1 protein-coding gene is annotated in these 17,422 nt (G+C 59.8%); it reads left to right on the forward strand.

What is annotated here, in order from left to right:
- Positions 1–223: 223 nt before the first annotated feature.
- The gene (locus tag ACOOHD_RS09830; protein WP_420461393.1) at positions 224–17,350 is read left to right on the forward strand and encodes a PKD domain-containing protein; all 17,127 of its coding nucleotides are present in this window, start codon (positions 224–226) and stop codon (positions 17,348–17,350) included.
- Positions 17,351–17,422: the final 72 nt, after the last annotated feature.

The raw sequence follows: 17,422 nt of genomic DNA on the forward strand, positions 1-17,422 counted from the left end.
CGCTCACCGGCGAACGACGGCCCGCATAATTTTCGAGGCTATCAATCCAATGATTCATTCCATCCTGCCATGCGCACCGGGAACCCGGTAGGCCTGGCTAGTGGTGTTTTCCGCATTAAGCGTTATTCAGCACGATTAAGACCTTAAACGGCTATTCCTTTTTAGACACTATCCAAGATTAAACACTAGGGGCTGCGGCCCGAACAACACAATTCTGATTTACATGAAGAGTCTTTACCCGAAGGCAGCCTCCTGGCTGTTTATGACCCTCTTTTTGTCCATTACCACCCTTTTTGGACAGAATTTCTCCTACACTGAAAATTTCGATACCTACGGTACGGGTAATCTGCACGAGATTGCTCCGCAGACGTGGTTGCGGGAGAAGAGTACGGATGCCGTTGTTCCAGTGGTCGATCAGGGCCTTACGGCAAATACCACCCATTCGCTCAGATTCGATCAGGGAAATCACGCGCACGACTACCTCGCACTGACGAATTCCCCTGCTCAATTATCCGCTGGCGTACCCTTCTATTTCGGCACCTACTACAGGGTTAGTGCGCTAGGAGGCACTGCGGCCGGTCGAATTCGTGTAGCGATCCGCATCGATGATGAGGTAGCCGGCGACCAGTGGGTGCGTCAGCAAATTGCCAAAGATGGTAGCAACCTGATCGCCCGCATCGGACTGGGTGGTAGTGCATCTGACAATGGTGTAGCGCCCGTCGAAGCGAACAGGACGCTCCAGTTCGTTGTCCGGGGCGAGTATGATGGCAACGGTACCATCACTTATAGTTGGACGATTGATCCGGCGCTCGACGAGGCAGAGACCAACTGGACCTTAGCCGGCACCCATAGCGGCATCCAGGGTACTCCTGCAATCGGCCGGCTATTCATCAGTAGCGCCAACGGCGGCACCCACGACGGCAGCGTCGGCCCCATCCGCCTCAGCACCGACTATACGGAGGTAGTCACCGAACTGGCCAATCCCCCCGCCCCCCCAGTCTCCTTCCCCTACCTGATCAATTTTCAGGACGAGGGCACCACGCCTCCCAACGGCTACCTCAAAGACTACGGTCTACCCTACGGCCCCAAAGAGGGAGAAATCACCTACGGCTGGACGAGACTTTCCGACGGCACCCCCATCGACCTCACCACGCCGAGCACCGGTACGGGGCGCAACCGTGGCTCCTATTCGGGACTCAGCCTGCTTCAGCAGACCCTCGTACACATGCAGGGCAATGACGTAGCCGCCTGGGACGGCAACCGGGCCACCGAAGGTCAGTGGGAGGTAGCGGTACCCAACGGCTGGTACGAAGTATCCGTCAGCGTGGGTGATCCCCAACAGGACGGTACCGTGTCGGAGACTCCCGATCACTTCATTCAGGTGGAAGGTCTCACCGCTATCCCGGTATTTGACGTCGATAATACCCTGCCCGACGGCGACCCTGGTCGCTTTATGACCGGCACCGTCACCGTAGAGGTCCTTGATGGCCAGCTTACCATCAACGCCGACGATCCAGCCGCTAACAATACTAAGATCAACTTCGCCACCGTAACCCCTACCAACGCACCCAATGCTCCCCCGGCCATTGCCGACCAGAGCTTCGACGTTGACGAGGGCGGGGACGCAGGTGCAACCATCGGTAGCGTGGTAGCGAGCGACGACGATGACGACGCCCTCACCTTTGCCATCACGGCCGGAAACGAGGAAGATCTTTTTGCCATCGAGGAAGCCACCGGCGCGCTCACCGCGACCGGCGCTTTCGATTTTGAGGACGTAGCTACCTACACCCTTACCGTAGTGGTAAGTGATGGCGAGGCCACGGACGAAGCTACCGTAACGGTTAACGTTACGGATGTCAACGAGGCTCCTACGGCAAACTTTACTGCTACTCCTACTTCGGGCGATGCTCCCCTGCTTGTCGCTTTTGACGGTATTGCCTCCAGCGATCCCGAGTCGGACGAGCTGACCTACGCCTGGGACTTCGGTGACGGTACCACCGGCGCGGACCAGACCGTAGACCATGAGTATACGACCTCCGGTGCCTTCACCGCTACCCTTACCGTGACCGATGCGGGTGGCCTAAGTAGCGAGCCGGTAGCGACCGATATTGCAGTTGGCACGGCAAACGTTGCACCCGCGCTCGCGGCAATTGGTGACCTGAGTGCTACCGAAGAGGAGACCGCCACCTTTATGCTGACGGCAACGGATGAGAATGAGGGGGATGCACTCAGCTTTTCGGCCAGTGGGTTACCTGATTTTGCCACCCTCACCGATAATGGCGACCGTACCGCCACCCTGACCCTTACGCCCGCTGCCGGCACGGTCGGAACCTACGCCGGTATCACCTTTACGGTGACGGACGGTAGCCTCATGGACGAGGAGAGCGTAAGTATCGTCGTGGAAGCCGGTACGCCCCCGGCCTGTAATCCTGTGAGTCTCCTACCCTGCGACGAACTGGAAGTGGCCCTGCCCTTCAGCCTGGAGTTCACCGGTACCGAACGGGGACTGGAAGATGCCGATGGCGAACTGACCGGCTTCACTCTGGTCGATAACCACAGCGAGGCCCGTATGGCTGAGGACGGTCCAGCTACCTTCCCAGACATAAATGGCTACGAGCCCAGCCTACTTAACGTGACCGGGGGCAATCTCGTGCTTACCGCCAGTAAGGGCATCGCTTTCCGTAACCCAAATCTGGAAGACGGAAGTAGCAACAATAACAACCAGATCAACACCCTCGGAGTGGGTCTGCGCGACCTGAGCCAGCCCTTCGACATCGAGACGACGCTGCTGCGCATCAATACCGGTGGCAACTCGGCCCAGGCCGGTATTTGGTTCGGCACCGACGAGGACAACTTCGTCAAGCTCGACATGAACAACAACCGGCAAGTAGAACTACGCCGTGAGATCGATGGGCAGAGCCCCAATACTACCGATTTCGTACTCGCTAACCAAGGTGCTAACAACAGCCTACAGGGTAGCGATATCGCGCTGCGCCTACGGATCGACCCCATCAACGGGACGATGGAGGCCTTTTACCGTGTGGACGGCGGTGCGGAAGTCCAGGTGTCGGACGCCAGTAGCGGTACCAGCTCCCTGGCTCTTCCCGCTGGCTATCTAGCAGGACGCAGCCTGAGCGGTGCGGAGGCTCCGTTGACCTTTGCCGGCGTATTCGCCAGCTACCGGGGTGCTAGCAGCAGCTTCAATGCCGTTTTCGACAACTTCACCATCACGCCAGCAGCTCCGCCCGCCAATGAGGCCCCTACGGCTAGCTTCACCGCTACGCCCGAAAGTGGCACCGCGCCGCTGACCGTCAGCTTTGACGGTTCGGCCTCTTCGGACCCGGAGGACGGTGAGCTAAGCTACGTCTACGACTTCGGCGACGGTAGTACGTCTACCGAGGCGGTTACGTCCCACGAGTACACCGCGGCCGGAACCTATACGGCCAGCCTCGTCGTCACCGACGATCAAAATCAGAGCAGCGAGTCCGTGGAGACCACCATCACCGTCGCCGCACCCAACACGGCCCCCACCCTAGCTGCGATCGACGATCAGACCGTGACCGAGGAGGAAACCACTACGGTGAATCTTTCTGCCTCGGACGAGGAGAACGACACACTGACCTTCAGCGCGACCGACCTGCCCGCTTTTGCCACCCTCACCGACAACGGTGACGGAACGGCATCCGTGGCGGTCAACCCCCTAGCCGGTGATGCGGGCACTTACGCTGACATCGCGATCACGGTATCCGACGGTGAGCTGGACGATACCGAGTCCTTCACGCTGACGGTAGAAGCTGCTCCCGCCGAGCCCTGCACACCCGTAAGTCTGCTGGAGTGCGAGGAGATCCCCGTAGCGATCCCCTACGTGCTCAACTTTACCGGTACGGAGCGCGGACTGGAGGATGCTGATGGCGAACTGACCGGTTTCACCATGGTGGACAACCACAGCGAGGCGCGCCTGACTCAGGATGGCCCGGCTACTTTCCCCGGCGTGAATGGCTATGAGCCCAGCCGACTCAACGTAGTCGGGGGCAATCTGGTCATTGCGGCTAACAAGGGCATTGCCTTCCTGGATCCCCCCAGTAGCAGCAATAACAACACCCAGATCAACACGCTTGGCGTGGGCCTGCGGGGCCTGAGCGAGGTGATCACGATCGAAACTAAGTTACTGGGACTGACCACCGGTGGCAGTTCCGCTCAGGCGGGAATTTGGTTCGGTATTGACGAGGACAACTTCGTTAAACTTGACGTTAATAACGACAGCCAGATTGAGCTGCGCCGTGAGGTCAATGGAGTGAGCTCGACGGTGCAAACCAATAACCAGGATGAGCTACAGGTCAACGTGCCTACGGCAGGTAGTGATATTACCCTACGGATGGTCATTGATCCTGTTGCCGGTACGATGTATGCCTTCTACGCTATTGACGGCGGTGCCGAGACCCGATTAGTGGACCGCGCCGATGGTACGAATACCCTAGCACTTCCGTCGGCTTACCTTGATGGACGCATACTCAGTGACGGGGTGGCCCCGATGAGTTTCGCCGGTGCGTTTGCTACTTACCGCAACGGCAGCACCTTCGATGCAACCTTCGACTACTTCAGTATAACCACGAAGCCAAATACCGCCCCCGCGGTGGCTGACCAGACCTTCGAGGTCGCTGAGGATGCTAACGCCGGTGCTGAAGTAGGTACCGTAGTAGCTACGGATGAGGAGAGCGATCCGCTCACCTTCACCTTCGTGACTGGTAATGAGGCCGGAGCCTTTGCCGTGGACAATAACGGTCTGATCACGGTGACCGGTGACCTCGACTTCGACCAGCAGTCGGAGTACCTGCTCGATGTAGCCGTAAGCGACGGGGAGCTTGCCGACACGGCCTCCGTAGCTATCACAGTGACTGAAGTAGTGGAGCCGGAAACGGCCTGCTCGCCGCTTTCTACCCTGCCCTGTGACCGTATCGGCGTGGAGCTACCCTTCTTGCTGCCCTTCGACGGACCGGCGGGTGGTGTGGCTAGTACTGGGTTTACGATGGTGGACCCACCCTCGGTCAACCAATTCCCCGCTGCGCCCTCTAACCCCGATGTGCCGGGGCTCGAAGAATCCTTGATTCAACTCACGAATGGCCAACTGGTCATTACCAGCACGAAGGGACTTAATTTTCAGAAGCCCCCAGAGAGCAGCGATAACAATACTCAGGTCAATGCACTGGGCGTAGGCTTCGTAGTACCTCCCACCAACGTTTTCAACGTTTCGGTGGACGTTGCTCAGCCTAACTTTGCCGGTAGTAACGGAGCGAATTCACAGCAGGCCAGCCTCTACTTCGGGCTCAATGAAGATAACTTCCTCAAGGTGGCGCTGATAAAGGTGAGCAACTCCCAGCAGAAGGTTCAACTTGTTGTCGAAAGTCCTGATCCAGCGGATGATACTAAGGTAGTAGTCGCAGAGATCAACGGAGCTCCGTTTCCCACCACCGCCGGCACCATTAGCCTCCGCATGGAGGTCAACCCTGCTACCGGCCGCGCCAGCGCCTTTTACCGGGTCGATGGAGGTACCGAGGTACAAGTGATACAGGATGGTATATCCGAGTTCGCGGTCGCCCAGTCGATACTAGATGGAACGGATCACGACGGTCAGTCCGGCACCGCTGCCCTGACTTACGCCGGTGTCTTCACCAGCCACCGCCGCGCCGCCGAGGACCAGTCGATCGACTTTGCCTTCGACAACTTCTCCATCGAGCTCGACGAGGTCACCCCGGTACTTTCGTTCTCCCCCGAGCGCATCGACGTGACCGCCCGTGAGGGGGTCGCCGTTGCCGACCAAACCGTAACCCTAAGCAGCAGCGATGACGAGACCTTCGCTGTGGCGCTATCGGAAGACCCCGATGCCAGTGAGTGGTTGATTCTACCTACGGACCCCGAGGTAGGTCAGTTGGTCTTCGGAATTCAGGAAGGCCTGGCCGAGGGCGTTTACTCGACCTCCGTATTTGCCAGTGCCGATGGGTATACCAGCGCTCAACTTGATGTTACGGTGACCATCACCTCCGACGAGCCGGTCATTTCGCTTAACCCCACCAACCTGATCCTTGATGACGTAGCCGGAGGTGGGCCCGGTCGGGACACTACCGTACTGGTGGCCAACACCGGCAACGTCGCACTGACCAATCCTACCGCTACCCTGAGTGGTCCCGACGCTGCCTTCTTCGAGGTCGATGCCTCGATGCTACCCGCTAGCATCCCGGCCAATGGTTCTTCCTCGGTCACTGTACGCTTCGATCCCGAGCGGGAGGGCGTACACACCGCTACCCTGACGGTGCGTGGCGATAACGCTACCTCCGCTACCGTAGATCTGCGTGGTCTCGGTAAGGATGGACTGGGTGCCGAGCGCGAGCCCTCCCTACAGTACATCTTTGATACCTACGGCCTGGCCATCAATGTGGGCGACCAGAACGTAACGACCAATCTCATCGACCTACCTAGTGGCGCGAGTTACAATGATCTGCTGGGTGACGAGATATCCGCTCAGCGCTTCCGGCGCGCCACGGCCAATGCCCAGGTGGAACTGGAGATCCTTTCCGTCTATGGTCCTGAGGCTAACGACCCCATCGTAGCGTTCGGTTATTACGCCAGTGGTGATAAAGCTTCCGCTACCGAGGTCTTCACCGTTCGCAACACGACGGCCGGTAACGGACAGACACTCAATCCCCGCTTCTCGGGTAACCTCTCCTTCGACCCCGGTGCGGGCAGCTTCGGTTTCTACAGCCGCTGGCCGTTCTTCAATAACCGCGTGCTGTACAGTGAGGATGCGCTGAATACCTTTAACAATGCCATTCCTCACCACGTACGGGTCTACGAACTGCCCGGTGAGGAGAATGCTTATGTGGTGGCAACCGAGGAGCACACCAGTGGCTTCGACTACCAGGACGTAGTGGTGATCGTACGCAACGTCGTACTCGCCCCCGACGAGCCCGTGGCGGCAACCTTACGGATCAACTTCTCCGATCAGGGTACCGCCGCTCCGGATGGCTACCTCAAGGACTTCGGCCAGTCGTACGGCAGCCGCGGCGAGCGGACTTACGGTTGGGTCGTACCCGGTACGGCTACCCCTCTTGCATTGGTAGGCAACGGTCGCAACCGCCGGCCCGACCCCGACGTGAATACGCTGACGGAGACGATCATGCACATGCAGTACGGTGACACCGGGGGTGATAATGGTATCACAGCTGAGGGCGCCTGGGAACTCGCTATTGCAAACGGCACCTACCGGGTTACGGTACAGGTTGGCGATCCCGACGCGGAAGGCGTCGTCGGTACCCGCCACGTGGTGAACGCTGAAGGCGTCACTGTAATCGACGAACCAGTCGCAGAGGATGCCAGCGGCACCTTTACCGGCACGGCCGTCGTGACGGTAGCCGATGGTAAGTTGACCCTGGATGCCGACGGCGGATTCAATACTAAGATCGCTACGGTGACGATCACGCCTACTGAGGCCGATCCCGAGGCGTTCTTCTCTGACGTCAATCCGGAGAACGGTGCAACCAGCGTAGCCGTTAACGGCTTCCAGATTGCCGTAGCCGTCAATACGCCATCCGGCTTCGAGCTCGACAACACTACCCTGACGGGTAACGTGAAGCTGTTCGAGCTTACCGCTCAGGGACCGGTAGAGGTCGATGCCAACTTCAACGATACCGGTGGTGGCGATGCAGTAATTCTGACTCCGATCAACGAACTGAAATTCAGTACCGACTACCGCTTCCAGGTCACCGGCGTGGAGGCTAACCGGATCGGTGACCGAAGCGACCGCATTACGTTCCAGACCTTCACCTCCACGTTCACTACGGCCTCAGAAGATGATTCTACCGAACCCGCCGACCTGACGGGTGTAAGCTTCACCCAAATAAAAGGTGCGGCCCTGGGCGAAGGTGTAGCCGACCGCTTTACCAGTCTGGTCATCGGTCCCGATGGTAAGCTCTACGGTTCCACAACCGGCGAGATCATCAAGCGCTGGACCATCCGGCCCGATGGTACCCTTACCGATCTGGAGGAACTGACGATCGACCTCAAAGGCGCCAATCACCCCGTGACCGGTGAGTCCCTGGGCGACGACCGCCTGATCATCGGATTCACCTTTGCCCCTGAGGCAACGGCCGATAACCTGGTAGCCTACATCACCCATAGCGCGCTGACCCTCTCCGACGGTCCCGAGTGGGATGGTGTACTCACCCGGATCAGTGGTCCAAACCTGCAAACTGTACAGGACGTACTGATTCACCTACCCCGCTCGAAGAAGGACCACCTGACCAACAGCGTCGTGGTGGGCCGTGACAACGACCTGTTCATCGTGCAGGGCTCGAACTCCGCCGGTGGTGATCCCGATGCATCCTGGGGCTTCCGTCCCGAGCGTCTGCTGGCCGCCGCCGTACTACGGTTAGAAGTTGATAAACTGCCCGCCCAGCTTCCGCTGGACTTGTTTACCACCGACGATATCTCGGTGATCAACAACGCCCCGGCTACCGGACTGACGATGTCTAACGGTACCTACAACCCCTACTCGGCCGACTCGCCGGTGACACTCTACGCTACCGGTATCCGGAACGCCTACGACATGGTGTTTCACACCAACGGCTGGATGTACGCACCCACTAACGGTACGGCCGGTAATAACCGTACCTCCCCCGTCACGCCGGCCTCGGCTGACTACGTGAACCGGGACCCTAGCGGTAAGGGTGTGCGGCGCCCCAACGGCACCTTCTTCGTCAATCCCTCAATCCCCCAGGTAATGGGTGGCGAGACCCAGAAGGACTGGCTCTTCAAATCGAAGGGCGGTAGCTACCACGGCCACCCCAACCCCTACCGGGGTGAGTTCGTGCTCAACCACGGTGGTCGCCCCTACTCCGGTCTGCCCGGTCAGGAGGATGGCTCCCATACGGACGTACGCAAATACCCCGATAATCTAGGTCCTGATGCCAATTACCTCGAAGTGGCCTACGACTACGGCTTCAATAAGTCGCCCAACGGAGCTATTGAGTACCGGTCTAACGCCTTCGGTGGCAAACTGAAGGGACTGATGATGGTCGTACGCTTTAGTGGCCAGGATGACATCATGGTCATGCAGCCCAGCAACACCAGCGGAGACATTGTACAGGTGTACCAGGACGTTCCCGGCCTACAGGAGCTCGATGACCCCCTCGACCTCATCGAAGATACCCGTACCGGTAATATCTACCTTTCGCAGTACGACCGTGACGGCAACGTCAATCAGCAACTGATTCTGATGCGGGCCGACGATCCGGCTCAGGTAGTGGCTTCGATCGCCGCCGAGCCCGAAGAGTTGATCTTCGAGGTGACCGCCAACAACGACGGTGAGCAGACGGACACCAAGACGGTGACCCTCACCAACGAGGGAACCACTGCACTCGATATTTCCGCAGTGACGCTTACCGGTCCCTTTGCAGCCTCGTACCGCTTCACCGGTCCTACTTCAACCAGCCTGGCACCCGCGGCCGCGCAAACCTATACCGTGACCTTTGCCCCGGCGATTAACAACAATGACCTGGGCTACCAGCAAGCAGCGCTGACCTTCACCAGCAATGGCAACGAGGGTGAAGACTTCTCCGTCGGCCTGCACGGTCTGAAGAAGCGCGGCTACGAGGGTGGCGAAGAGCCTCCCCTCCAGGATGTGGTCAATACGCTAGGTATCGGTATCGACGTAGGTTGGACCACGCTGACCAGCTCCACCAGCCCCGAGCCCAAGGGTGAGGAAGTGGGTGTACCGCTATTCGAAGCTGCCGGCCCCGGCAACGTGGGTATCCAACCCGTGGCGCGCTACTCCCCCGCGGAGCGCCTGCCCTTCGGCTGGTATACTAACATCGGTGGTCAGGTCGAGCTCAACCAGGTCGGCGTACAGTCGGCCAGTCTGGATCAGGCGCAGACCCTGTTCCCGACACTGGAAAGCGGAGCGACCTCCTTCGACCCCCAGGGTGCCTTCTTCGGCATCTATGTATCCTCCCAGACCTTCGGCCGCGTCAACTACACGGAAGACGATCTGAACACCGGAGGTGTAGCCCACCGTACCCGCATCTACCCCGTACGGGACCGTCAGGGTAACCTAGTAGCCGATAGCTACCTGGTCACCTACGAGGATGCGACCAACGGCGACTACCAGGATTACGTATATGTACTGACCAATGTGAAGCCGTACGAGGCGGGGTCGCAGGTGCTGAGCTTTAGCCCCGACGCCCTAGACTTCTCGGTACAGACTGGCAATACGTCCATGACGATGACCAGCGTGCTTTCGACGAGTTCGGCACTAAGTGCAAACCAAGTGAGCCTCACCGCGAGCAAGACCTGGGTGGTACTGCCTGAGCAGGTGGCCTTCAACACGCCCCTCGATTTCGCCGTCGATGCCGCCCAGTTGCGCAACGGTACCTATGAGGCTACCGTGACCGCTACGGCTCCCGGATTCGCGCCGGCTACCCTGACCCTTACCGCTACGGTGACCGATGAAGCAACTACCGTAACACGGATTAACTTCCAGGACGATAGCTTCACGCCACCTACCGACTACATCGCCGATGTAGGTCAGGGCTACGGCAACCGGGGTAACGGACTGGTATACGGCTGGATCAACCCCGACACGAAGGCTCCGCAGAGCAACGTCGATCAGGCCCGTGGTGCCGCCCGTGGCATCAACAATAATAGCTCCGACTCGGACAAGTTGCTGCGCTCGCTCAACATGTTCGACAAGGCTAACAGCGCCCCGGCCGTGCCGCGTGACTGGGAAATTGCCGTACCCAATGGCACCTACCGGGTGGAGTTGGCGGCCGGTGATCCGGACTTCTACGACAGCCGGCATACGATCCGGGCTGAGGGCGTGACCATCATCGACGGTTTCGTACCTAGCGCTTCCAACTACTTCCGTACCGGCAGTGCCGAGGTAGAAGTACTGGATGGTAAGCTGACCCTCGACGACGTGGGTGCCAGCGGCGCCAGCAACTCGAAGATCATCTACGTGATCATCACTCCGATCCGTACGCAGGACCCCGCCCCGACGGTGGTGGCTACCGTAAACGGAACCCAGGACGGTGACGGCAACTACCGGGGAACAGTGACCGTGACGCTGAACGCTACTGACGTAGCTAACAGTGGCGGCATCGAGTCGCTGGAATACAGCCTGGACGGCCAAGAGTACTTCGACTACACCGAGCCGGTGCAATTGTCGCTACCGCCCATGTTTACCGTATTCGACTACAACGTACGGGCTCGGGCTACGGACGGCAACGGCACGGTAGGTACTACCTCGGTGGCTTTCCGCCTGGTAGCAGCCAGCAACGCCATCGCCCGGATTGAGAACCTGACCAAGGTGCCCGGTAGCCAGCGCAGCTTCCCTGCAACGGACTACTTCACCTTCCACCGGAACAACAATCCGACCAACAGCGCAGGTCAGACAACCCTGGCCCACGATCAGAACCGCGTACGGATCTTCAATGACGGTAGCGAGACGCTGGTGATCGACGAACTAACCACCACCAACACGGCTAACTTCACGGTTAGCGGTCTCGACATCCCCGTAGATGGACTGTCGGTAGGTCCGGGTGCATTCGTTGATGCCACGATTACTTTCGTGACTTCCGGCGGTGCCGGTAAGCGCCTGGTGACCGAGTCACTGGTACTCACCAGTAATGCAGACAACGCGCTGGAATCTACCCTACGCGGTGCCTACATGACCCGCCCCGAGGGCAACAACGAGGTCACGGCCCAGCAGGTCTTCAACGCCTTCGGTTTCACGACCGAAATGGGCCGCGACGCCAACGGGAATATCGTGACCCGCCCCAGCTCCGACTACCCCTCTGACGAGCGGGTGAACAGCGGCCAGGAGGGTGACATGATCCTATCCGACCTCTTCGTGCAGGCCGATCCGAGTCAGCCGCTGCGGATGATCCAGCTGTCGGCCCTCCACGGACCCGGCGGTGCTCCAACCGAGCTGCGCAATACCAACAACCAGGTGGTAGCGGGCATGAAGTACAATCACAATGACCTCTATCACCAGTCGCTCCTGCCTGCTGCACCTAACTCGACCACCGTACAGGCCGGTCGCAGTGTAGCCCGCATCGAGGTGCCCTTCGAGATCATGATCGCCGGCTACCGCACCTCGGGTGGTACTAGCCAGAACCAGCGGAAGGACGAAGTCCTGGGTGTGCGGGTATACCGGGCCATCGACCGCGACGGCAACGTGATCCCGAACGAGTACATCGTGAACCAGGATTATATCGCCAACGGCTGTGGCGAAGGCTCGGCCAACTGTGACTGGAACGATAATACCTCCTACATCATCAACGCCCGGCCCCTGGCGGTACCGACCTCCACGGCCATCAGTGACCTCGTAGTGCAGATTGAGGAGACCGAAACGTACCGCGTGGATACGTCCTTCAACCAGGGTTACCCCGGTAACCGCCTGCTGTACTCCGCTACACTGGCCGATGGTTCGGCTCTGCCGAGCTGGATCGCGCTCGATGACCTCACCGCTACCTTCACGATCAATGCGCCCTTCGAGGCCTTTGATGAGGAGTACGACATCACGGTGACAGCCACGGACTACAACCTGCTGACTACCTCGTCTACCTTCGAACTGACGGTCTCCGGTGACAACATCGACTGTACCGTCGATGCCAACGCCGACGATGCACCCAAGACGATTGACTGTACTACGGGTGAAGTGACCCTGAATGGACTGACCTCCACGGGCACCTATCGCTGGACCGGACCGGAGGGATTCACCTCTTCGCAGCAGAACCCCACCGTAACCGTAGCCGGTACCTATACCCTGGCCGCCGGTACAAGTGAGTGCCCGCTAACCGATGAGGTAACCGTAACTGAAGGTGGTACCACCCAGACTTACTATGCCGACAGTGACGGTGATGGCTTTGGCGACCCCGCCTCCAGCACCCAGCTGTGTGCCGCACAGGATGGCTTCGTAACCGACAACACCGACTGTGACGACACCAATGCAGCGGTCAACCCCGGTGCCGAGGAAATCTGCGACGGCATCGACAACGACTGCGACGGCCAGATCGACGAGGGACTCAACTGCGGTACCGACCCGCTGGCTATCCGGATCAATGCCGGTGGACCGGCCCTGACCTACCAAGGCAACTTCTTCGCCGCGGACGGCTCCTTTGCGGGAGGTAAAACGTACGCGAATACTGCTGCCACCGTGCCTACCCTATACAAAACGGAGCGCAGCGCGGATGCTCCCTTTACCTTCGCCTATAACGTGCCGGTAGAGTATGGCAACTACCTCGTACGCCTGCACTTCGCTGAGATCTATCACGGCGCGAATGGTGGAGGTACCGGAGGGGCCGGTAAGCGGATCTTCGACGTAAGTCTGGAAGGTCAACTCGTGCTCGACAACTTCGATATCAATGCCGCAGTGGGTGCGCAGACGGCTACGGTACGGGAATTCGTTGTCAGCGTGACTGACGGACAGGTGAACCTCTTCTTCGACGCCTCCGCGGCGGCCGGTGGAGTAAACCAGCCCAAGGTATCCGCCCTAGAAATCCTGTTCGACAGCGAGATCGTGGTCGATACGGATAACGATGGCGTACCCGATGACGATGACAATTGTCCCACCGTTCCGAATTCCAACCAGGTAGTCCCGACTTTCTACGCGGACCAGGATGGTGACGGACTCGGAGACGTCAACGACGCGGTTCAGGCCTGTGAGGCCCCCCAGGGTTACGTAGCTAATGCCGGGGACAACTGCCCGACCGTAGCGAATCCCAATCAAACTGACACCGATGGTGACGAACAGGGAGATGCCTGCGATACCGACGACGACGGCGACGGCGTACCCGACGTGAATGACTGTGCCCCCCTCGATGCCAGCATCGGAGCCGCGCAGACCTACTATGCCGACGCGGACGGTGACGGATTCGGTAACCCGAATTCCAGCACCCAGCTCTGCGCCCCTGCCGCCGGCTTTGTAACCAACGCCGCCGACTGCAATGACGCCAACGCCGCGGTCAATCCCAACGCTACGGAAGTCTGCGACGGTATCGACAATAACTGCGACGGCCGCGTCGACGAAGGACTTAACTGTGGTAGCGAGACGGCCATCCGGATCAACGCCGGTGGACCCACGATGACGTACCAGGGTAACACCTTCAGCGCCGACGCTTCGTTCACGGGTGGCAAGTCATACACCAATGGCCAGGCCCGCGTACCGCAGCTATACCGCAGCGAGCGTAGCGCCGGAGCACCCTTCACCTTTGCCTACAACGTCCCCGTTGCGGACGGCAACTACCGGGTGCGACTGCACTTTGCCGAAATCTACCAGGGTGCACAGGGCGGCGGTGCCGGTGGCGTAGGCTCACGCATCTTCGACGTAACGCTAGAGAACCGACTGGTACTTGACAACTTCGACATCTTCGCCGAGGTCGGTGCCGAGACGGTGACCGTACGGGAATACACCGTGAGTGTTACTGACGGCGCGGTCAACCTGCTCTTTGACTCTTCTCCGGAAGTCGGCGGTGCCGACCAGCCGAAGCTCTCCGCCCTGGAGATCATCTACCAGGGTCCGATCGACAATACCCAGCAGACGGCCTTCTGGCTCGAAGCCGAGTGTGCTACGGTGGGTAGTGGTTGGAGTACGGTTGCCAGCAGCGAGGCCGCTAACGGTAGCTACGTGGTCTTCCCGCAAGGCGATGCCTACGGTGGCCCGCCGGCTGACGTATCCGCCAACCGCGTCCGCTTTACGATAGCTGATGCTGAACCCGGAGCCTACAAGCTCTTTGCCCGTGTGGATGCCCGTAGCGGCCTCGACGACTCCTACTACGTGCGGGTCAACGGCGGTGCCTGGTACACCTGGAATGGTAACCTCAGCACCGGTACGGGCTTCCAGTGGAATGCCTACCCCGGACCAGAGGTGAATCTGACTACCGGCACCAACACCATAGACTTTGCCTACCGGGAAGACGGTACCCGACTCGACAAGCTGTACCTGACCAAGGGCACTACCCAGCCCAGTGGTACGGGAAGTATAGCCTCCAACTGTGGTAGCCAACCCGTTAACCAGGCGCCCACCGCTGTAGCTCGCGCTACCCCCAGCAGTGGCACCGCGCCCCTGAACGTACAGCTCGACGGCAGCGGCTCTTCCGACCCCGACGGATCAATCGCCAGCTACGCCTGGGCCTGGAATGGCGGTAGCGCTAGCGGCGTCCGTCCAACGGCTACCTTCACCACCGGCACCTACGCCGTGACCCTGACCGTGACTGACAACCAGGGAGCTAAGGCGACCGACGTAGTAAATGTAACCGCAACCGCACCGCCGACCGGCACTTCTACCTTCTGGCTGGAGGCGGAGTGTGCCACCGTCGGTAGCACCTGGACCCTAGTCAACGATGGTAATGCATCGAACGGACAGTACGCCGTAGTGCTAAGCGGTAATGAGTACAACACGCCACCGGCCGATGTGCCCGCTAACCGTATCCGCTTTACGCTCAACGAAGCCGAGTCCGGTAACTATCAGCTCTTCGCCCGTGTCGACGCTCCAAGTGGGAACGATGACTCGTTCTGGGTCCGCATCAACGGCGGTGCCTGGTACAAGTGGAACGCCAGTGTTCGTCAAGGTGTCGGCTTCGTCTGGAACCCCTACCCCGGTCCGCAAGTTAGCCTACAGACCGGCACCAACACCGTTGACTTCGCTTACCGGGAAGACGGGACCAAGTTTGATAAGCTGTATCTCACCAAAGGAAGCACGACGCCGACTGGAGTGGGAAGCAGCGCTACGAACTGCAACAGTACCCCCGCCAATCAGCCCCCGGTAGCCGTAGCCCGCGCTACGCCTAATAGCGGTACCGCTCCCCTGAGCGTACAGTTGGATGGCTCCGGCTCCTCCGACCCCGATGGTACGATCGCTAGTTACGCATGGGCCTGGAACGGTGGTACCGCCACCGGCGTCCGCCCCCGCGCTACCTTCGCCGCCGGCACCTATGCCGTGACGCTGACGGTGACCGACAACCGCGGCGCCCGCGCTACGAATGTGGTCAACATAACCGCTACCCAAGCGCCCACCACCGGCAACAGCTTCTGGCTAGAGGCGGAGTGTGCGACGGTAGGTAGCTTCTGGAGTACCGTGGCGGATGCCGCGGCGACCAACGGCCAGTACGTAGTCGTACGCAGCGGTAACAGCGGTGCAAACCCGCCCGCGGACGTACCCGCCAACCGCGTGCGCTTCACCGTAAGCAACGCCACGGCCGGTAACTACTCGCTCTTCGCCCGCATTGGTGCCCCCTCCGGCAATGACGACTCCTACTGGGTACGCGTCAACGGCGGAGCGTGGTACAAGTGGTTCAGCGGAATGACCCGTACCTCCGGCTTCGCTTGGAACCGCTACCCCGGTCCCCAGGTAAGTCTGACCTCAGGCACCAACACCATCGACTTTGCCTACCGTGAGGACGGCACCAAGCTCGATAAGCTGCACTTGAACCAGACGGGCACCCAGCCCACCGGCAACGGGCAGGCCGCTACCAACTGTGGCAGCACGCCGCCGACTGCTCCTTCCGGGCGCTGGCTCGAGGCAGAATGTGCTACCGTAGGCAGTGGCTGGAACATCACTTCCAATGCCAATGCTTCGCGCGGACTACAGACGGTCTTCTCCGGAGCCAGCCGCACGGCTGCCCCGCCGACCAACGAGCCCAGCCAGGAGATACGTTTCAACGTATCGATGACTACGGCCGCTACCTACCACCTGTACTTCCGCATGAACGCTCCCGACTTGGGTCGCAACTCCTTCTGGGTACGCATCGACCAGGGCCCCTGGCTGAAGTTCTGGAAGGAGGTAGGCGGTGCCGATCTGCTCACCAACGGTCTGGAGTGGCGCAAGGTCAACGACGATACCGTCGACCGCAGCTTCCAGCTCAGTGCCGGTAGCCACACCATCACGGTGGCCAACCGCGAGCCGGGTACCGTACTCGATAAGGTGTACCTGAGCCCCACGGCTACGGCACCGACCGGAATGGGTCAGACCGCCAGCAACTGTGGTAGCACGACCAGCCGCGAGATGAGTGGCTTCGGATTCGTCGAGCAGGCCCCGGCAGTGGCAGCAGCCCCCACCCTGGAGCTGTTCCCGAACCCCGTTGCCGATCAGCTCAACCTGCTGCTGACCAGTGACTTCACCGGCTCGGTCGACGTACTGATCACGGACGTTACCGGACGTACGGTACACAGTCTGCGCCTGGACAAAGCCGCTGACCAGCTGCAGTATGAGCTGCAGCTGGGTGCGCTACCACCCGGTGTGTACCGTCTACGGACCATTGAGAAGGACCGCCAAACTGTCGCACCCTTCGTCAAGCTGTAACAATTTCCTTAACCGGAATCTTTGTTGCGATGGGGTCACGCCGAAAGGTAGTGGCCCCATTTTTACTTCCGG

The sequence above is a fragment of the Neolewinella sp. genome, from assembly GCF_965214665.1.
In the GTDB taxonomy this organism is placed as follows: domain Bacteria; phylum Bacteroidota; class Bacteroidia; order Chitinophagales; family Saprospiraceae; genus Neolewinella.

Excerpts from the sequence above, each read along its gene's own strand:
- ACOOHD_RS09830 (WP_420461393.1), top strand. The coding sequence starts at position 224 with ATGAAGAGTCTTTACCCGAAGGCAGCCTCCTGGCTGTTTATGACCCTC.